12 protein-coding genes and 1 pseudogene are annotated in these 16,152 nt (G+C 43.2%); 9 read left to right on the top strand and 4 right to left on the bottom strand.

Translation table 11 applies throughout. From position 1 onward, the window contains the following. Both QZ076_RS05195 and nudC read right to left on the bottom strand, forming a co-directional pair. Positions 1-2,136 (bottom strand): S9 family peptidase, encoded by a 2,136-nt coding sequence (locus tag QZ076_RS05195; RefSeq protein WP_293710930.1) that lies wholly within the window; start codon positions 2,134-2,136, stop codon positions 1-3. A gap of 33 nt (positions 2,137-2,169) precedes the next feature. Further along, complete coding sequence (gene nudC, locus QZ076_RS05200; protein WP_293710932.1) at positions 2,170-2,946, bottom strand: NAD(+) diphosphatase; 777 nt, start codon at positions 2,944-2,946, stop codon at positions 2,170-2,172. Positions 2,947-3,101: 155 nt separating this feature from the next. Between nudC and QZ076_RS05205 the strand changes: the two genes are divergently transcribed. The 7 genes from QZ076_RS05205 to QZ076_RS05235 all read left to right on the top strand — a co-directional run bounded on the left by QZ076_RS05205 (position 3,102) and on the right by QZ076_RS05235 (position 10,976). Then, positions 3,102-3,323, top strand: coding sequence for a 4Fe-4S binding protein (locus QZ076_RS05205; protein ID WP_293710934.1), 222 nt, complete (start codon positions 3,102-3,104; stop codon positions 3,321-3,323). Positions 3,324-3,349: 26 nt separating this feature from the next. After that, on the top strand, positions 3,350-3,739 hold the full coding sequence (locus QZ076_RS05210) for a hypothetical protein (protein WP_293710935.1): 390 nt from the start codon (positions 3,350-3,352) through the stop codon (positions 3,737-3,739). After that, on the top strand, positions 3,739-4,317 hold the full coding sequence (locus QZ076_RS05215; RefSeq protein ID WP_293711069.1) for a sigma-70 family RNA polymerase sigma factor: 579 nt from the start codon (positions 3,739-3,741) through the stop codon (positions 4,315-4,317). Before QZ076_RS05210 ends, QZ076_RS05215 begins: the two co-directional genes overlap by 1 nt. A 390-nt stretch (positions 4,318-4,707) precedes the next feature. Continuing rightward, a complete protein-coding gene (locus QZ076_RS05220) occupies positions 4,708-5,400 on the top strand; it encodes an ABC transporter ATP-binding protein (protein ID WP_293711071.1) in 693 nt (230 codons plus the stop codon). A gap of 114 nt (positions 5,401-5,514) precedes the next feature. Then, a complete protein-coding gene (locus tag QZ076_RS05225) occupies positions 5,515-6,066 on the top strand; it encodes a TlpA disulfide reductase family protein (RefSeq protein ID WP_293710937.1) in 552 nt (183 codons plus the stop codon). A 163-nt stretch (positions 6,067-6,229) separates the two neighbouring features. Then, a complete protein-coding gene (locus QZ076_RS05230) occupies positions 6,230-8,170 on the top strand; it encodes a TlpA disulfide reductase family protein (protein WP_293710939.1) in 1,941 nt (646 codons plus the stop codon). A 118-nt stretch (positions 8,171-8,288) separates the two neighbouring features. Beyond that, positions 8,289-10,976, top strand: a complete 2,688-nt coding sequence (locus tag QZ076_RS05235; RefSeq protein ID WP_293710941.1) for a prolyl oligopeptidase family serine peptidase — start codon at positions 8,289-8,291, stop codon at positions 10,974-10,976. A 17-nt stretch (positions 10,977-10,993) separates the two neighbouring features. On the opposite strand, the pseudogene QZ076_RS05240 reads toward QZ076_RS05235, so the two are convergent. Further along, a pseudogene (locus QZ076_RS05240) lies at positions 10,994-11,245 on the bottom strand (MmcQ/YjbR family DNA-binding protein); the annotation flags it as partial. Positions 11,246-11,391: 146 nt separating this feature from the next. Between QZ076_RS05240 and QZ076_RS05245 the strand changes: the two are divergent. After that, complete coding sequence (locus QZ076_RS05245) at positions 11,392-12,708, top strand: DUF4933 domain-containing protein (RefSeq protein ID WP_293710943.1); 1,317 nt, start codon at positions 11,392-11,394, stop codon at positions 12,706-12,708. 13 nt (positions 12,709-12,721) lie between these two features. Here the strand turns inward: QZ076_RS05245 and QZ076_RS05250 are convergent, their stop codons facing one another. Next, on the bottom strand, positions 12,722-13,537 hold the full coding sequence (locus tag QZ076_RS05250; protein ID WP_293710945.1) for a response regulator: 816 nt from the start codon (positions 13,535-13,537) through the stop codon (positions 12,722-12,724). Between the two features lie 203 nt (positions 13,538-13,740). Between QZ076_RS05250 and QZ076_RS05255 the strand changes: the two genes are divergently transcribed. Further along, positions 13,741-16,140: an FtsX-like permease family protein gene (locus QZ076_RS05255; RefSeq protein ID WP_293710947.1), complete on the top strand. Its 2,400-nt coding sequence runs from the start codon at positions 13,741-13,743 to the stop codon at positions 16,138-16,140. Positions 16,141-16,152 lie beyond the last annotated feature (12 nt).

Here is a 16,152-nt window from a genome sequence, read left to right on the forward strand (position 1 = left end):
TTATTCCCACTCGGGAGGTTCCTGGTTCAATAAATTCTTAACAAAGAAATCGTGGATACGATGCATTTCGTACGGGCCGCCCAAAGAATGGCCTTTACCCGGTAGATAGAGTTGTTCAAACTTTTTATTCGCTTTCATCAAGGCATTGACAACCTGCAACGTGGAGGCCGGATCTACATTGTCATCCAGTTCGCCGTTAATCAGCAACAATTTACCTTTCAGCCGATAAGCATTATCCACATTCGATGAAGCACTATAAGATTCGTCGATAGGATATCCCATCCATTGCTCATTCCACCAAATCTTATCCATACGATTGTCATGGCAACCGCATAAAGCAACTGCCGCCTTGTAAAAGTCATTATGAAACAACAAGGCAGCCATGGCATTCTGTCCGCCTGCCGACCAGCCGTAAATACCGACCCGCGAGGTATCCAACGACGGATATTTCTCAGCCGCCGCTTTTATCCAGGCAATACGATCCGGAAAACCGGCATCTTTCAGGTTCTTCCAACAAACATCATGGAAAGCTTTAGAACGGTTGGATGTACCCATTCCGTCGATCGAAACCACGACAAAGCCTAATTCAACCAAACGGGAAATCAGGTGGTGAGCCGGCTTAAAGTCTTTATCCACATGCGAGTCGTGCGGCCCGGCATAGATCATTTCGACCACCGGATAGGAGCGGGACGGATCAAAACCGGTCGGACGGTAAATATTTCCCCATATATCTGTTTTTCCGTCTCTTCCTTTCGCAGAAAACACCTCAGGCATCTGCCAGCCTTCAGCCACCAGGTCGCTGACATCACATTTTTCAAGTACGGTTACAACCGAAGCATCTTCCGTCTTTTTCAACTGACTGACAGCAGGAAAATCCGGTCGTGAATAAGTATCCACAAAATAAGCCCGGTCTTTAGAGAAAGATATCCGGTGATTCCCGTTTTCAGGTGTCATATCAGTAAATCCTGTTCCATCCAGATTGATACGGCAATAATGCAAGTTATAAGGATCTTCTCCTTTATTGAAACCGGAAGCAAAGAAATAAACCGTACGGTTGGCCTCGTCTACAAAATCAACCTGGCGGACTACCCATTCTCCTTTGGTCACCTGTTGTTTTACGTTTCCTGTATTCCCATCCATCAGGTAAAGATGCCGCCAACCGTCGCGTTCCGAACTCCAAAGCATTTCTTTTCCATCGTTCAGATCGTGACGATAGTTCTGATAATAATGGATAAAAGTATTCGACTGTTCGTCGGCCAGATGACGGATCGTTCCATCGGTAGCATTTACCTCACCCACGATATAACGTTGATGTCCACGTTGATTAAACTCAAAAGTGAAAGCACGGCTATCCTTGCGCCAACCAGTCAGATATAATGTAAACTGATTTGCATAAGGTTCCACATCCAACGGGATCTGCTTACGCGACTCTATATCGAACAAGGCAGGCAGGCATACTTCGATCACATCACCGGGTTTGGCATAATCGCGCCATTGCAGAATTGGCTGACGCTGACTTTCCGGACTCGACTCGATCAGAGGAATACGGCGTTCCTGCACACCACGTACCTTGACAGTGGCCAGTTTACGGGAATCGGGCGACCAGATCATATAAGAACTATAAAACAGGTTTGTTGTCCCGTCGGTTGTCAAGGCAATCGCTTCTTTCTTTTTATCTTTTTCATCCCCGGCAGGACGGATATATACATTGTTATCCCGGATATAGGCTTCCCATTTAGCATCAGGCGATACAACCGGCTTGGCTTCTTCTCCGTTTCTCCGGTAGTTTGTATTCTTCTCTTCCTCCTCCTTCAACAGGATCTCGGCCAACGGCTTCTGCTTGCCAGTCAAGAAAGCGGCAAGTTGCTTTTTATCCGCACCTCGCTGTTTTTTACCGGTTTTTGCATTTACCAGATAATAGAAATCACCGCTCCGTTCATGGTTTTTATACCAGAAATAATGCGAACTGTCAAGCCATGCAGGTATTACTGCAGAAGAATACATTTTACCGGAGCACTTTAGGAAAGTATCCGCACGCAGATAATCCGCCGTGGTAACCTGTGCCGTGACGGTCGCTGCCGGCAATGCCAACAGTAGAAGTCCCAAACAGCAAAAAAAGATAAGTTTTTTACACATAATACTATTTTTTAGGTTGTACAATTATCATTATCAGGGCTGTTCCAGCCACCAGTCGATCATCTTACGGGCCAAACTGAGCTTTCGGGGAAGTTCGGGCAGGTTCTCTTTCGTAAAGAACGCTCCTTCACTCAATTCCTCGTCCTGTAAACGGATCGTCCCTCCGGCATAATCAGCAATAAAGCCGACCATCAGGTTACTCGGATAAGGCCAGGGCTGGTTTCCGAAATAAGTTATATTACTGATTTCGAGTCCGGTTTCTTCCATCACTTCGCGCCTTACACACTCCTCCAAAGTCTCCCCTGTTTCCAGGAAACCGGCTACTAATCCATGAAAAGATCCCCGGAAATTCCGGGCATGTACTAAAAGAATCGAATCTTCTTTACGGATTAAAACCAGAATTGCTGCGGAAACAGCGGGGTAAATCTCATATTTACAAGCAGGACATTGTTTGGAAATAGCCGTTTGCATCACTGTTTTCGTGCCGCATGAAGGACAAAAACGACTGTGCAGATCCCAGTAAACCAGTTCGTATGCTTTCCCTGCCATCTTATGCAAAGCGCCATCCAGAAAATCATACGAAGCACGCAATCCCATCGGCAGACAACCGTCAGTCTCCTCCAAGGGTGTATCTACAGAGGCTGTACGACAGGGTATATCCTGAAGCATACCGACTTCCAACACATTTCCGACTTGAACAGGGGGGTCGATACTATAAGGGATCGTATAAGTTTCACCTTTTTTCTGAAGCAATAACTGGTCGTTAAAGAAAATAAACCAATATGCTGGCGTATTATTTATATTGTTCATCACTTTTTTCGTTTGAATGATACAAATATACAGACTAATGTAAAATATACATCAAAAAAAAGATTCCTATTTAAAATATTCTTCCGCCCCAATCGTCTACCAAAATAGAAGGCATGTCTTACTAAGCAATTTTAATTATTAAATGGAAACAGAAAATGTTCGGAAGAAAGAGAAAAGAAGTAATATCTTTACAAGTCTTTGCATACGAGTGTAGCGGATGCGGGCATTGTGTAAAGAGATGCCGGAGAGATGTATTGAAGATGGTGAACAACGGTAACTGTAGCTACGCTACCGTTATCAATCCGGATAATTGCGTAGGATGTGGCAACTGTGTAAATGTTTGCAATACCCATGCTATCGAATTAATAACAGAGTAAAAAACAACATTAAAAATCAAATCACAATGAGAAATTCAGGAAAACTAAGAGGAGCATTAGCCATATTATTTTTTATCGCCCTGTTTACACTAGCCGGTCTGGCTGTTATGTACCTGTGGAACCTTTTGATCCCAGCTGTTATCGGCTGGTCGGTTATCAACTACTGGCAGGCGCTGGGCTTCATGGTGCTGACCCGCATCTTGTTCGGTGGCTTCGGGAAGTTCGGCCCTTTCGGACACTTCAGACATCACCCGGGTGCATTTTGGGGTAGCCGGGAAGAGCATGAACGCTTCCATGAGCAAATGAGAAATATGCCGTGGGAAGAACGCCGGGAACATATACGCCGCCACATGGCAGAATTCCGCAACGGCAGGAACGGAATGCAGCACCCCGGTTCCGACAATAAACCGGAATGATGGAGCATTCAAACAAGCCCCTCCCGAATGAGGAACGGAGTGTACGCATTGCGGATATCTTCAAGAAATACCAGGCACAGCTGCGAGGTTTTATAGCCCGGCGTGTCTCATCCAAAGAAGACAGCGAAGATATCCTGCAAAACGTATTTTACCAGTTTATGAAGAACGACCAGGCAGACAATCCGATCGAACAAATCTCCGCCTGGCTCTATTCCGTTGCCCGTAACCAAATCATCGATCGCAGTCGCAAGCACCGGGAGGAAGAAATGCCTTATCTTTCGGGATATGATGAGGATGGTACCTTCCTGAAGGAACTGTCCGAACTGATGCCGGATGAAGATCAGTCGCCGGAAATGGATTATCTCCGTGCGATGGTTTGGGAAGAACTGGAAAACGCCCTACTCGAATTACCGGATGAGCAAAGAACCGTTTTCGAACTGACAGAATTGGAAGGCATACCGTTCAAAGAGATCTCCGAATCGACCGGAATACCGGTCAACACGTTGATATCCCGGAAAAGATATGCGGTATTATTCCTTCGGAAAAGGTTATATAATTTGTATGAGGATATATTATAAATGCCCTGTTACCATTTAAAAGTAACAGGGACAATATATTTAGTCCGAAAAAACACACGATAGCCTTTTCCGCCGGAATAGATTCCGCTGATCCATCTTTTTCTAACTATCAAAATGATATTAGTATAGCGACTAATAGGGATTAATATTAAGACTAAAAACAATTAGTCGCAATAGTAATATATTTTAACACATCAAAAGTAATACAAAACATCTGTTTATCTTTACATTCTGATATTTTCACTTATTAAACTTATTCGATATTATTTATGTGCGTTTCCGAACTGAATTCGTGCGGATATGCACAAACACCAATAAGACAAAAGCATACATCTTATTATATACCAATATTTTACAAACGTGGCACAACATTTGTTCTTTCTCTGGCAAATTAAATATCTTTTACTCATGATAAGAACAGTAGCATTAGAGAAAATTTTCCGCACAGAAGAAGTGGAAACATGGGCCTTGAATAAAGTGAATATTGAAGTGAAGGAGGGAGAGTTTGTTGCAATCATGGGGCCTTCCGGTTGCGGTAAGTCTACACTATTGAACATTCTCGGCCTGCTGGATAACCCGACAGCCGGTGAGTATTACCTGAACGGAACGGAAGTATCCAAATATACCGAAGTACAGCGAACTAAACTTCGTAAAGGAATTATCGGTTTCGTATTCCAGAGTTTCAACCTGATAGACGAACTTAACGTATACGAAAATATCGAACTTCCATTGCTTTATATGGGCGTATCGGCCACCGAAAGAAAACAAAAGGTAAGAGAGGCGATGGAACGTATGGCTATCGTTCACCGCGAGAAACATTTTCCCCAGCAGTTATCCGGCGGTCAGCAACAACGTGTGGCCATTGCCCGCGCCGTAGTAGCCAACCCTAAACTGATCCTTGCCGATGAACCTACCGGTAACCTGGATAGTAAGAATGGCCAGGAAGTAATGAACCTGCTTAGTGAGTTGAATAAAGAAGGAACTACTATTGTAATGGTAACCCACAGTCAGCACGATGCCGGATATGCTTCACGCATCATTAATCTGTTCGACGGACAGGTTGTAACGGAATCTGTTGTATAATCCCTCGATATAAGAAAAATAGTGCCGGTATGTATAAAATATATCGACACTATCTTTCTAAAATAAAATCAGCATATTTATCTATGATATTTTTTCTACAAAAATCCGTTTTGCATGAAGAAAATTATATTCTTACTAATCTTATGTATCTATTTCATAAGTAACCTGCAAGCACAGAAAACAAACAGTTCGGCAACGCCTAATTTTGGTCCTCCGATCGTTACTATTGGAGAATATATGCCAGATACCTTTTTACAGGATACTCTTAAGCAATACCATATGATCTCGGAATACCTGGGAAAATATCTGTTAATCAATTTTTGGGCTGGAGACTGTGGCCCATGTGTCAGATCGATGCCGGAGTTAAAAGATATCTATGAAAGATATAGCGACCGGTTTACTATTGTCAGTATCAATCTGGATATTCACAGATACTCTTTTCGAAAAGGAACGGAAGTAAAAGGGTTTACCTGGCCTAGCCTTTGGGATGGCGGCGAAGAGTATAACAGTGGAAAAAGATTTCAAGGATTTGCTGCCCGATATAATGTGAGAGGTATTCCTGCTTATATATGGATATCACCGGAAGGTATTGTTTTAAAGCAGTGGAGCGGATACGGCCCGGGGTCCCTGAAAAAAGCAATAGAAACATTACTGGATAAAAAATAGGTGGAAAAGTTTCCAAATATTAAAATTCGGAGATACTCTGACAACAAACGTTATTTATCTACGATTTTATCGTAATTATTATGATTTACAGTTTTATATACATATATTTCCGATCAAAAAACATTAAACATACTATTTTAAACACAAATTAAATTCTACAGGTATGAAGCAAATCCTATCATTACTCATTGTACTCCTTTATTGTACAACGATACAAGCTAAAGAAAGAGTAGTAGAATTACCGGCATTTGACGCATGGAGTTCCACTTCTATCGAAATTCAAAAGATCGTATTAAACGACACGGCTACAACAGTCTATATCGACGCATTTTATCGTCCCCACAACTGGATAAAGATCGCTAAAGACAGCTATCTGCAAGCAGATGGGAAACAATACAAAATCCTGTCGGGCGTCGGCATGGAACCGGACAAAGAAATATGGATGCCGGAATCGGGTACGTATTCTTTCCAGATGATCTTCCCACCGCTACCTGAAAATACAACGACTGTCGATTTCACCGAAGGAGATTTCGAAGGCTCATTCAGCATCTGGGGAATCCATTTGGATGGAAAACCGGCTTTTTCACCTCTTGCAGGTAAAAAGAACCCGAAAGAGTCTCCTGTTCTGGAGACTCCGGAACTGAAATCCGGTATCGCCACACTAAAAGGCCAAATCGCAGGCTTCCGGCCGGAAATGAAATTACAGGGATCTACATGGGCTTATAACCCGGTGACCGGTGATGTGGATGAAAATAAAATATCGGTAGACAATAAGGGAGATTTCACATTGGAACTACCTCTTAACCATATCTCAGTGGTTAATATATCAGCCAATTTCATGCAGGTTCCGGTCTACTTGAAACCGGGAGAAACGACTTCTGTCGAAATAAACTTCCCTGAGATATGCCGGGCACAATCAAAACTACAGAAAGATAAACCGTCATTGGGAGAGAAATATTATTTCAGTGGTGCTTTGGCTGCATTAAACAATGAAGTATGCAATGGGCCGCTACATGGTCTGCCGGTAGGCATCAGTTCACAGGAAGATTACGATCAAATGTTTAAGGATGTAGCCACCATGAACATCGATCAGTTCAAACAGTACTGGCTGGACCGTAGAGAAAAAGGTCTGAAAGAGCTCGATAAATATCCGCATATCAGTGATGCATATCGTAAAATTCTGGTGTTGAATGCCGATATGGAGACAGCAATGCAATTAATGGGTTACTATGTATTGGAATATGCCTACCGGAAAGCCAACAATATTCCGCGTGACTCGGCAGCGGTTGGATTCGTACAACCGGTTATCACTGCCGGGTATTATGACTTTGTTCCGCGCCTGGTTCCTAACGATCCCATCGGATTATACGCTCCTTATTACAGTAACATTATAAGAAGCCTCCAATATGCAAATATCTCCGGACAGCCTCTTCCGGAAGGAATAAAAGAATTCCCGGACAATACAGCAGATCTTGCCCAATTAATGGGCACAGACAAAGGCAGCCTGTTCGACCTGATAGCAGCTCAAAGACTGGCACGTCCTATCCAGGAATTCAAACCGCTTACCGACAAAGAACTGGCTCAGGCGGATAAAATATCGCCTGTCATTAAAAACATACTGACAACGATGAATAACAAACTTAAGCAGACTATCGAAGAAAATAAAAAGAAATCCGGCTATACGGTCGACCGGGTTAATATCGCAGATATCCCTGCAGAAGAACTATTCAATGCCATTACAACCCCTTACCGTGGAAAAGTTGTATTCGTTGATTTCTGGGCAACGTGGTGCGGCCCTTGTCGTATGGCTATGCAACAATCAGAGCCTGTAAAGAAAGAGTTTGAAGGAAAAGACGTGGTATTCCTTTATCTTGCCGGAGAAAACTCGCCTAAAGGTGCTTGGGAGCAGATGATCCCGGATATTAAAGGTGAACACTATCGCGTAACTTCCGACCAATGGGATTTCTGGGGAAAGAAATTCGGCATCAATGGCGTACCTTCTTATATGCTCCTGTCAAAAGACGGAACACCGGTTCATTTCCAGGTAGGTTTTATGGGAGTAGAGAAGATGAAAGAGATGATCGAAGATGAATTGAAAAAATAAAATTCGGAATATCACATTTTATGAAGGCGGAGACCCGGTAAAGGTCCCCGCTTTTTTTGTAGTAAAACTAAAAACTCGTAATATTGCATTCATAAACATAACATACTTAATCGATCATATGAGGAATCTGAAACAATTGGCATTTTTAATCTGCCTGAGTGCTTATTGCACACTCTCTGCGCAGCAGGCCAAAAAGGCAATGACATTCGACGAGATGGTTAGCTGGAAGCGGATCACTGAACAGACTATTTCACACGATGGGAAATGGGTTGCCTGCAAAATGGAACCCTGGAGAGGGGATGCCAGTATACTGGTTTATAACGCCAAAGGAGAAATGACCGCATCTTTTCGTCCTGCCGGACACGCCGAATTCTCTGCTTCTTCCCGTTATCTGCTGGTCACCAAAAAGCCGGAACTGGAAACTGTAGAAGCATTAAAACTAAAGAAAGTAAAAGAGGAAGAGATGCCCGCCGACGAATTGATTATCTTTAACCTTCCGGATAAGAAGGAGTCGATCGATTCTTTAAAATCATACAAATTATCTGAGACAGCAGACTGGATCGCTTACAAAAGGAGCAGTAAATCTGATAGCGTATTGCACGTCCGTCCACTAGATGGAGCCAAAGAGATACTGCTGGCCGACGTCAAAGAGTTCGGTTTCGCTAAAAAAGGAAATATCTTATATTATACAACCGACTCCACCCTGTCCACTTTTACTCCCGACAAAGGTAGCTCATTGATCTTCGAAGGAAAAGGAGTCATCAAAAAAGTAACATTTGATGAAGCTGGAAGCAAAATCGCTTTCCTGCATAGTCCGGACAAAGATTCCATCAGCACACAATGTTCCCTGTATCTGTCCGAGAACAATATACCTGCCCGCCTGGTTGCAGACCGCAAACAAAGTTTTATTCCTGACGGTTGGGTAATCAGCGAGAATGGCGACCTCCGCTTTTCAAAAAATGCCGAACGGCTTTTTTTCGGTACTGCACCGGCTCCCCAACAGAAAGACACGACTATACTGGCTGAAAACCGTCCTGATGTACAGATATGGAAATGGGATGAAGCGGTACAGTACACCCAACAGGTATATAACAAGCAAAAGGACCTGAAAAAAACGTATGCAGCCGTATATAACATCAACGATAACAAATCGATCCAACTGGCAAACATAGAAATACCTGATCTTCAGATCGCAGCAGAAGGAGATGCCCCAATTGCATTACTGTCGACCAATCTGCCTTATGGCACCGAACAGATGTGGGAAGGAAGAAGCCGTTACGATATCTATACGGTGAACCTAGAAACGGGAAACCGCCAACAGATCAAACAAGCGGCAAATACCAGTATGCGTCTTTCGCCGGAAGGAGCATTTGCTTACTGGTATTGTGCCCAGGATAGTTCATGGTATACGCGTTCGATAAACGATGGTAAAGAATACCGTCTGACAACTCCCAAATCTTTTGCGGCCTGGGATGAAGATAATGATGTTCCCGACTATCCCTCCCCACACGGACTGGCAGGATGGACAGCCGGCGACCGCTTTCTGCTGATCTATGATCGTTACGACATCTGGAAATTCGATCCTACAGCCCTGACTTCTCCTGTCAACCTCACTGTAAACGGACGCAAAGAACAGTTATCCTACCGAGTAGTCCGATTGGATAAGGAAAAGAAATTCATCGATTTAGCCGAATCTCAGTTATTACTGGCTTTCAACGAAAAGACCAAAGGTACAGGATACTACAATGCCCGCTTTTCGACTCCGGCCATTCCCAAAACATTGCTGGCCGGTAACTTCATGTTGAAAACTCCGGTAAAAGCGAAAGAAGCCGATGCCGTGATCTACACCTCTGAAACATTCGAACAATATCCAGATGTCCGCCTGTCTGACCTGACCTTCAAGAAGTCTGTCCGACTGACGAACGGAGGCGAGCAGCAAGCTCAAATAAACTGGGGTACAGCGGAACTGGTTTCATGGATATCACTGGACGGTATACCGTTAGAAGGCGTTGTCTACAAACCTGAAAATTTTGACCCTAACAAGAAATATCCGGTAATCGTAAATTTCTACGAACGTAATTCGGAAACCCTTTACGCTTATCACATGCCGGAGCCACATCGTTCGACGATCGATTATCATTTCTATACCAGCAACGGATATATCATTTTCAACCCGGACGTACGTTATGTAGACGGTTATCCCGGAGAAAGCTGTTTCAACTGCGTTATGCCGGGTATCACCTCTCTGATTGCCAAAGGTTATGTAAACGAGAAAGCAATCGGTGCACAGGGACATAGCTGGGGTGGCTATCAGGTTGCTTATCTGGCCACCCGCACAAACCTGTTCTCTGCCATAGAATCAGGTGCACCGGTAGTCAATATGTTCAGTGCCTACGGTGGAATCCGCTGGGGATCAGGACTGAACCGTTCTTTCCAATACGAGCACGGACAAAGTCGTATCGGAGGTACCTTATGGGATTCTCCGTTGCAATACATGGAAAACTCTCCCCTCTTCAATATGGATAAGGTAACGACTCCTATCCTGATCATGCACAATGACAACGACGGTCATGTGCCCTGGTATCAGGGGATCGAGTATTTTGTAGCACTCAAGCGTTTGCAAAAACCGGTATGGATGCTCAATTATACAGGAGAAATACACTGGCCGCTACGCCTGGCTAACCGTATCGATTTCCAAAAACGTATGTTCCAGTTCTTCCAGCACTACTTAAACAGCCAACCGATGCCTCAATGGATGAGCGAAGGTGTTCCGGCTGTCGATCAGGAGTTTAAATTAGGATATTAATCAAAAGGGGGGATATTTTAATCCCCCCAATATTCCTGCTGTTTCTTTTTTGACAACTTTGCAATCACTTGTTCTATAGAGTGATCGATCAGTTCTTTTATCAATTCATCCGGTACATCACTCTCTAAATAGACAGTTATCCAATGTTTCTTATCTGAATACGGCCCAAACCAGATACCGTTATACCGTTCCATCAACTCGGCCGATTTATCCGGATCACATTTCATATCTGCCCAAAACTTTCCCTCTTTCGGATTTAGGGGAGCAAACGAAGGGAGAACACCCTATTTTCAGTAAAAATCTAACCAACAAGGCATTTACTATTTTTTCGTAAAAATATGAATCTTCCGTACTTCTATAATTGCTTTAGAAATAAATAATATTTACTTTTGAAGCGATCATAATAAACGATACCATGAAAAATTATCTTACCATTATCTGTATCTGTCTTGCATACATCAGTGTGTTAAGTAGTTGTAAAGAAAAAAGTGAGACAAATATCCGTCCGGTCACTCCTCCTAAGTATGAAGGTAAGGTCGATAATTCAGTTATTCCAACCCATATAGACCTCGAAGAAGCACTCAACAAAGATAGGAATCCATTAAAACTCAGTCAGATTGCTTCAGAGATAGATTATTATATTGTGGGAGACGGCAATTATACAGTCACACAAGCTATTGCAATACCGGATAGCAATGCCTTTCTGACATTCAATAATCCGCGTATTTACTACCGGAAAAACGGAAAACCGAGCAAACGTTATGGGTTCAAAGCATTGGCCTATAAATGGAATAATGAAATGAACGGACATAACCTGTTCTACGACAAAAAAACCTCCCGCATGTATTGTGCATTGAGTGGTAAAGATCAGAATAACAGGGGAACCAAAGATCCTTTTTATCCGCAGATCGTCGAACTACCGCCTCTGGATACGATGTTAACAATCAGCAGGTATATTTTCCCGGAAACAGTAGAAAAGAAATATTTAATCAACCAGGGGAACGATAAACTGGTCGGATTCTCTTCTTCCGGATATATGTTAAGCCATTATGAAGATTCAAATGGTATGCCGAATTGTTTACTGACATTTAATATGGAAGGAGAAACACTCTGCAAATTCAAGCTAAAAGAACAATCGGCACTCTCGAGAAAAGAGACGAATAACATTCCGTTTTTCCAGACCTCCTATTGGAATGAAGCACAGGATCAAATGACATTCATGATTCCTTTCTGCGATACGATATATCAGTTACGCGATCCGCGAACAGTCGTTCCGTTATATAATATCCACTTCGGAAAATCTGGTATTTTTTCAGAGTACACGGAAGGGCAAGGCGTGAAAGATGAAAAAATGTGGCTACGTACATTATACGAAAACCCTAAAGGCTTATTCATGGGTATATACCAGAAAAAAGGCCCGAAGATCCTCTCCTGGCTGAATTTCGAATATGAATATAAACCGACACTAAGCTACCAGGCCGTTTACCTGAAAGATAAGGGAGAAACGTATGTACTTCCACGTAGGGAACAAGGCTTTACCAACGATCTCGACGGCGGAATGACTTTCTGGCCGGACGGTCAAACAGACGGTTATCTCTATATGATCCGTACCCTGACGGAAATGCGTGAAAGTGTGGAACGGACCGGTTCTCCGAAGCAACAAAAATTACTGGATATCCTCGATAACAAAAGAATACAGGAAAACCAATATGTAATGATCGTAGTAAAGTGAACAAAAGATCTTTTCAATAAGAAAGATCATATTTCTTCATCTTATTGTAAAGCGTTTGCCGGCTTATATTCAGCTGTTGGGCACAAAGGGTCAGGTTTCCTTTTTTATCAGCCAGCACTTCACGGATAAACTGCTTCTCCATCTCTTCCAACGTAACCGGATGGAAAGCCGGAACCGGATCTTCCATATAGAAATCATCGCAATCCAACAAAGAGGAGTTGGATAGGAGAACGGCACGCTCTATGGTCTGCTGCAAAAGAGCGAGATCTCCATTGAGAATTATATCGGACAATTTATGCAATGCATCGGATGTAATACCGGGAAATGGTTTTCCATAGGCTGTCGCATATTTCCGAAGAAGGGAGTTGACAAGCAGAGTAACCACAGGATCAGTTTCTTCCGAGAGAAATTCGGATTCCTTTCGAGAGGAATTTTGTTTTCTCCCGGAACGAGCGTTCCAGGCCGCTACGACGGTAGATAATAATTTCTCATTATCCCAGGGTTTCACGATAAAATCTGCCGCACCTCTCTTCAATGAGGCAACGGCTAGTTCTATATCGCCAAAAGCAGTGATCAATATCACTTCCGGCGGATTAGCTTGTTCACGGATACGATCCAGCCAAAACAATCCCTCTCCCCCGCTCTGTTTTCCTGTACCGAAATTCATATCCAGCAAAACAACATCCACATCTTCCTCCCGGAGCAAAGCGGGCAACAAAGTGGGCACCGAGACACAGACAACCGTCTTAAACTCACGCGAAAGAATCACCCGCAACGTTTTAAGCACTGCCTCATTATCATCCACTACTATAATTTTACCGTTTATCATACCAACAAAGATACATTTAACCTTCAAATATGTAAAAGTTACCGGATAATACTTTTACCGGCTATGATCCATTGTCAAATATTTAGACAATTTTACCATGAACCCTGATTATTTCGGATTATTCCTTGCCCCGCAAAAAGAAAGAGAATAGATTTGAAATGCCATTCTGAAAGGAACAGCATGAAATACACAATATAAAATCTATGAAACCAGTCGCATTAAAACTTGTATTTCGCAGTTGGTGGCGGAATAAGACATTCTCCATCATTTCTATTGCCAGCCTGGCGATAGGCATTGCCTGTACAAACCTGTTAACCGTCTTTACCATCCATGAATACGGCATAGAAAACGGGAATCCTAATAAAGAACGTATCTGGATGCTTAACCAGAATTCGCCGATGGCATCCGGAGAAAAGGTGCAGTATGCCGACAGATCCATCCCACCTATGCTTAAAGAAAATTACACGGAAGTAGAAAGCATCCTGCAAATGGTAGCAGAATCACCTAAATATATTTCTATCGATCATGTCAAGTATGCACCAATCCACCTTCTATCCGTTGATTCATCCCTACCGGATTTTTTCTCTTACAAAGTGTTGAACGGAAACCTGAAAGAGGTATTAACGCAACCGAATAAGTTGGCCCTCACGGAACAGACAGCCCGGAAACTTTTCGGGAAAACCAATCCGATCGGTAAAATTATTTATTTCAATCTTCCGGATAAAGCCACTAGTACAGAAAGCAGTACAAACAATGAATATGCTTATCAGGTGGCAGCCGTCATAGCCGATAGGGAACAGTCTTTTCTGAATGTGGAAGCTATCACTAAACTATCCGATTCTTTTTATGGTGGCCCCTGTTTGTTACTCATGAACAAAGCCATCGACAGGAAAACTTTTGAAGCCCAATTAAAGAAAGATAAAATTCCTACTTTACAAGGAGATATAGGGAACTATTATCTGCAAACTTTACAGGAAAGCTATTTCCAAACTTCAGAACAACAGACACTACGTTTCATCAATTACCGGCAGCCGACATTACTCTATGTAGGGTTAATTTCTGCCATCCTGATCCTATTGATCGCCTGCTTCAACTATATCAATCTCAACTTCTCCCGCCTGCTTCAACAAGTGCGGATGATTCATACGCAAAAGCTAATGGGGGCCAGCCGGCAGGAGATCAACCGGCAGCTTTTCCTGGATACGTTCTTGACAGTCATCATTGCCTTCTTTTGTTCTTTACTGATTACACATGACTTGCTTCCGGTATTCAACTCGATAGTGAACAGCCGATTACACACTTCTTTCTTCTTCAACTGGCAGACATTACCCGTTATCTGCAGCTTTATCCTATTATTATCCATCGTTCCGGCGGCCTATATGGGACGGAAGATATCCGGATTATCCGGTTCCGGCTATCGTGAGTTTTTTACCGGAAACAAGAAGAGAAAGATCGTGACTTCTTTATCCATAATACAATACGTTATCTCTATCGGACTGATCATCGCGACATTGACGGTAAACGACCAGCTCCATTTTATCCGCCAAGGAGGAGATAACTACAAGAACCTGATCGAGATAGGCGACTGGATGGAAGACGGTTCGTACATACGACCTTTTGCCCGCGAACTGAAAAAACATCCGGAAATAGCCCAGGCATCGATTGCCGGAGGTTCTATCCTGAACAGCTGGATACAACAAGTTGTCCTTACCAATGAAAACGGCAACGAGAAATACACCTCGCAAATCAATTATTTCGGTGAATCCGATTTTCTGGATGCATTGCAACTGAAATTGAAAAGAGGGCTTCCTTCCGACAAGGCGGTAGAGAAATATGCACGTCCGGTCTACGTCAACGAAAAATTTGTCGAGCTATTGGTCACAAAAGGCGAAGACCCTATCGGCAAACCCCTGAATACCATCGATAAAGATCTCAACAAAAGCTACACAGACACTGACAATCTGCCGGTCTCCATCATTGCCGGTATTGTCGATAATCTATACACCAATACGCTCGAACAGGAAGTGAACCCGTTCACTATCCAGATCAACAACAGTCCGGACAATGCCTTCAATTATATCTACATACGCCTCAACGGTAATCAGGAAAAGGCTCTCGCCACCGTACGGGAAGTATGGAACAAGGTAAATCCGGGTCAATATTTCACCTATCGGGATGTGTACAAGACTTTCCTGCAACGGAACGAAAAAACAACCGAACTCTCCCGGCTATTGTTGATGTATTCTGTTATCAGTATCTTTCTGACTTGCTTCGGCCTGTTCGGAATGGCACTCTATGCAACCGAACAGCGTACCAAAGAGATCGGCGTACGAAAAGTGAACGGAGCAACTAGCCCGCAGATCATGCTGTTGCTCAACCGTCAGTTTATCACCTGGATAAGTTCCGCTTTTATCATTGCCATCCCTATCACCTGGTTACTCTTGAACCGTTGGCTGGAAAACTTTGTCTACCGTACGGATATAAGTATCGGGATCTATCTGATAAGCGGGCTTTTTGTCCTGTTCATCACACTGCTTACTGTCAGCTGGCACAGTTACAAAGCTGCATCGAGCAATCCCGTCAAAGTATTAAGGAGCGAATAAACCGATTACAAA

The organism is uncultured Parabacteroides sp., assembly GCF_905196875.1.
Classification (GTDB): domain Bacteria; phylum Bacteroidota; class Bacteroidia; order Bacteroidales; family Tannerellaceae; genus Parabacteroides.